This is a genomic window from Neptuniibacter sp. (assembly GCF_024231755.1).
Lineage (GTDB): Bacteria > Pseudomonadota > Gammaproteobacteria > Pseudomonadales > Balneatricaceae > Neptuniibacter.
Window position 1 is genome coordinate 1 of sequence record NZ_JAAEQH010000163.1, and the last position, 4784, is coordinate 4784.

The following is a 4784-nucleotide window of genomic DNA, read 5'->3' on the forward strand; positions in this document are numbered from 1 at the left end:
AGTGTGGTAACCGGTACGACCACCACGAACAGCCCAGCTGTCTTCTGGTACAGTCAGCGTTGCTTCAGTCAGAATATCGCTAACCATCTTCAGCCATGTGTCACGCAGTTTAGATACGTCCACACCGATACCTTCGTCAGCCAGCAGCTGCTCAGTTTCATCCATATCGAACAGCTCGTGCGTGTAGCCCCACAGCTGATCTACGGCTTTCTGAGTGCGCTTATGGCTCTCTTCAGTACCATCACCCAGACGCAGAACCCAATCACGGCTACGGCGCAGGTGGTACTTAGTTTCTTTGATCGCTTTTGCAGCAATCGCAGACAGTGTTTCGTCCTTAGATTGCAGCAGTTCTGGCAGCAGAACTGTGTAGTAAACGTCAGCGAACAACTGGCGAACCTGTGAGTAAGCGAAGTCGCCTTTAGGCATCTCCATCAACAGCAGGTTGTGGTATTCACGGTCGTTACGCATAAATGCGAAATCGTCTTCGTCACGGCCATCATCAGCTAGTTCAGCAGCGTATGTGTAGAACATACGAGCACGACCGATGTAGTCCAGCGCTACGTTACCGTATGCGATGTCTTCTTCTAGGAAAGGACCGTAGCTCACCCACTCAGAGATGCGGTGACCCAGAACAACAGAGTCATCACCCAGGCGGGTTGCGTATTCAAGCGTTGCAGCTTTGATATCACTCATTCTTATCATCCCCACCAATTACATGTTGTTTACTGGGTCTGGAAGAACGTAGTAAGTCGCGTGACGGTATGGTTTGTCATCGCTTGGATCGTAGAAGCAATCCGCATCGTCTTCCTGAGAAGCACAGATGTCAGAAGATTTAACAACCCAAATGCTTACGCCTTCGCTACGACGGGTGTAGCAGTCACGCGCATATTCCAGCGCCTGTTCGTGATCTTCCGCGTGCAGGGAGCCTACGTGTTTGTGGTCCAGACCACGCTTGGAACGTACAAATACTTCGAAAAGTTCCAGTTTTTCAGTGATGTTAGTCATGTCAGTTTCCCCTTACGCAGCGTTCTGTGCTTTTTTAGCTCGTTTCTTCTCGTTGTACGCAGAGATCGCATCGCGTACCCATTCGCCTTCATCGTGTGCAGCAACGTGGTGTTCGATGCGCTGGCGGTTACAGTGGCCGTTACCGTTGATCACGCTCCAGAACTCATCCCAGTTCAGGTCAGAGCTGTCATAGTGACCACGTTCTTCGTTCCACTTGATGTTTTTGTCCGGGTGCTCAAGACCCAGTACTTCAATCTGCTTAACTGTCTGATCTACAAACTTCTGACGCAGGTCGTCGTTAGTTTCACGCTTGATCTTCCACTGCATGGACTTCTGAGAGTGGGCAGATTCAGAATCGTGTGGACCAAACATCATAAGTGCAGGCCAGTAGAAACGGTCCAGCGCGTCCTGAGCCATCGCTTTCTGACCTTCAGAACCTTTAGCCAAAGCCAGAATTGCTTCATAACCCTGACGCTGGTGGAAAGACTCTTCCTTACAGATACGGATCATGCCACGGGAGTATGGGCCGTAAGAGGTACGCTGTAGGGAAACCTGGTTAACGATCGCTGCACCATCTACCAACCAACCGATTGCGCCAACGTCAGCCCAAGTCAGAGTAGGGTAGTTAAAGATAGAGGAGTACTTCGCTTTACCGCTCTGAAGCTGTTCGATCATCTCGGAACGAGAGATACCCAGTGTTTCACACGCAGAGTACAGGTACAGACCATGGCCCGCTTCGTCCTGCACTTTAGATAGCAGAACTGCTTTACGGCGCAGAGATGGCGCACGTGTGATCCAGTTACCTTCAGGCTGCATACCGATCACTTCAGAGTGAGCGTGCTGCGAGATCTGACGGATCAGGTTTTTACGGTAATCATCTGGCATCCAATCTTTTGGCTCGATCTTCTCTTCAGCCTCAATCTTTGCCCAGAATTGTTCTTCTTGAGGGGTCATAATTTTTGCCTCCACAATTGTTTGGGTAGGCAAAGCAATTTCCAACTAACGCATAGAACTGTTGAAACTTTGCTTTGCTGCTAATTCAAACGGCAGTGGCGTAACCGTTACAGTGTTACGCCACTGCACGGTTATTAACCTTTTGGTCGGTTATCAAATACGCGTTTTGCTTTACCTTCGGAGCGAGGAATAGCGCCCGCAGGTACAACATCGATCTTAGTGCTGATACCCACAACAGATTTGATGTGGTGCTGCAGCTCTTTGATAACAGGCGCTTGATCTGTGTTCTGCGCTTCCGGTGTCAGCTCAACTTTCACCTGTACTTTGTCCAGGTTGCCGTCTTTAGTCACAACGATCTCGTAGTGAGGAGCTAGCGCTGGGATCTTCAGAATCTGTTCTTCGATCTGCGTTGGGAATACGTTTACACCACGGATGATCATCATGTCGTCGGAACGGCCAGTGATCTTGTCGATACGACGCATCGGACGTGCAGTACCTGGTAGCAGGCGAGTCAGGTCGCGAGTACGGTAACGGATAACCGGCAGTGCTTCTTTAGTCAGTGATGTGAATACCAGCTCACCGTATTCACCGTCTGGCAGTACTTCACCCGTGTTTGGATCGATGATCTCTGGGTAGAAGTGGTCTTCCCAGATAGTTGGGCCATCTTTAGTCTCGGCACATTCCTGCGCAACACCTGGACCCATCACTTCAGATAGACCGTAGATATCAACCGCATCGATGCCCAGACGACCTTCGATGTTCTTACGCATTTCAGCAGTCCATGGCTCAGCACCAAAGATACCGATACGCAGAGCCATCTCCTGTGGGTCCAGACCCTGGCGTTCCATCTCATCCATCAGGTTCAGCATGTAAGAAGGCGTTACCATGATGATGTCTGGATCGAAGTCACGCATCAGCTGAACTTGTTTCTCAGTCTGACCGCCGGACATTGGGATAACTGCACAGCCTAGACGCTCAGCGCCGTAGTGTGCACCCATACCGCCTGTGAACAGACCGTAACCGTAAGATACGTGTACCTTATCGGTGCTGCGACCACCTGCTGCACGGATAGAACGGGCAACAACATCAGACCAAACGTTGATATCGTGCTGCGTGTAACCAACAACAGTTGGCTGACCTGTCGTACCTGAAGACGCGTGGATACGTACCACATCGCTCATAGGAACAGCGAAAGAGTCGAATGGGTAAGCGTCGCGCAGATACTGTTTAGTAGTGAACGGGAACAGTGCCAGATCTTCCAATGTTTTCAGATCCGTTGGGTGAACACCTTTGTCATCACACAGCTGACGGTATGCAGCAACATTGTTGTATGCGTGCTTGATGCTGAACTTCATGCGGCTTAACTGCAGCGCGCGGATCTCATCAATACTGGCCGTTTCAATTGGATCGAGTGCGTTTGGATCCACTTTCATATTCATCATGATAAATGTCCTGTCGTATGTACTTTTATTTTCAGAACACGCCTCTTATGGACGCTGTATTTGGGCGGCTACAATAGTTGTGCCGCCCCTGATGAACGCTTAAACGCGCTCGATAATAATTGCGATACCCTGGCCTACACCGATACACATTGTGCAAAGTGCATAACGACCACCGGTACGGTGCAACTGGTACATTGCTGTCGTTACCAGACGTGCGCCGCTGGCACCCAGAGGGTGACCCAGAGAGATCGCGCCGCCGTTAGGGTTAACGTTTGCAGCATCATCTGGCAGACCCAGATCACGCATAACAGCCAGGCCCTGAGAAGCGAAAGCTTCGTTCAGCTCGATAACATCCATCTGATCCAGAGTCAGGCCGGTTTTTTCCAGAACTTTCTTAGTCGCAGGTGCTGGACCGAAGCCCATGATGCGTGGTGCCAGACCCGCAGTTGCCATACCTACGATACGTGCTTTAGGCGTCAGGCCGTTTTTCTCAGCTGCTTCCTTAGAGGCGATCAGCAGGGCACATGCACCGTCGTTTACGCCGGATGCGTTACCCGCGGTTACAGAACCACCTTCACGGAATGGTGCTTTCAGCTTAGCCAGACCTTCCAGCGTAGTAGATGCGCGTGGGTGTTCATCGGTATCAACAACAACCGGATCACCTTTACGCTGTGGAATCACTACAGGCACGATCTCTTCTTTGAAGATGCCTGCTTCCATCGCTGCAGCAGTTTTCTGCTGGCTGCGGAATGCGAACAGGTCCTGATCTTCACGAGAGATGTTGAAATCTTCCGCTACGTTCTCAGCCGTTTCTGGCATGGAATCAACGCCGTACTCAGCTTTCATCTTCTTGTTGATGAAGCGCCAGCCGATTGTGGTGTCGTAAAGACCGTTAGGGTTACGGCTGAAAGCAGATTCTGCTTTGCCCATAACAAAGGGTGCACGTGACATAGACTCACAACCACCCGCGATCATCAGATCTGTTTCACCAGACTTAATCGCACGTGCCGCCATACCGATAGCATCGATACCAGAACCACACAGACGGTTAACTGTAGTACCCGGAACATCAGTTGGCAGACCTGCCAGCAGCGCAGACATACGCGCAACGTTACGGTTGTCTTCACCCGCCTGGTTAGCGTTGCCGTAGATGATGTCTTCAACGCTTGCCCAATCAACCTGTGGGTTTCGTTCCATCAGTGCTTTCAGTGGGATCGCACCCAGATCATCTGGACGTACAGGGGCTAGGCCACCACCGTAACGGCCAAAAGGTGTGCGGATCGCATCACAGATATATGCATCAGTCATCGTGTATTACCTTCCTTCAGGTTGTTCAGTGCCGGGAATAATGACACCACGAATTCGGTGGGAACGACCGCGGAA

5 protein-coding genes are annotated in these 4784 nt (G+C 50.9%); all 5 read right to left on the reverse strand.

Features of this window, described 5'->3' with window-relative positions; genetic code table 11:
- Positions 1 to 693, reverse strand: a 693-nt coding sequence (gene paaC, locus GY843_RS08900) for a 1,2-phenylacetyl-CoA epoxidase subunit PaaC (protein ID WP_297308704.1), incomplete at its 3' end; no start/stop codon positions are given.
- An 18-nt stretch (positions 694 to 711) separates the two neighbouring features.
- Positions 712 to 1005, reverse strand: coding sequence for a 1,2-phenylacetyl-CoA epoxidase subunit PaaB (gene paaB / locus GY843_RS08905; RefSeq protein ID WP_007020488.1), 294 nt, complete (start codon positions 1003 to 1005; stop codon positions 712 to 714).
- Positions 1006 to 1017: 12 nt separating this feature from the next.
- Positions 1018 to 1959 carry a 1,2-phenylacetyl-CoA epoxidase subunit PaaA gene (gene paaA, locus GY843_RS08910; RefSeq protein ID WP_297308710.1) on the reverse strand — a complete coding sequence of 314 codons (942 nt, stop codon included), beginning with the start codon at positions 1957 to 1959 and terminating at the stop codon, positions 1018 to 1020.
- Between the two features lie 134 nt (positions 1960 to 2093).
- On the reverse strand, positions 2094 to 3398 hold the full coding sequence (paaK, locus tag GY843_RS08915; protein WP_297308714.1) for a phenylacetate--CoA ligase PaaK: 1305 nt from the start codon (positions 3396 to 3398) through the stop codon (positions 2094 to 2096).
- Positions 3399 to 3500: 102 nt separating this feature from the next.
- On the reverse strand, positions 3501 to 4709 hold the full coding sequence (gene pcaF / locus GY843_RS08920) for a 3-oxoadipyl-CoA thiolase (RefSeq protein WP_297308712.1): 1209 nt from the start codon (positions 4707 to 4709) through the stop codon (positions 3501 to 3503).
- Positions 4710 to 4784 lie beyond the last annotated feature (75 nt).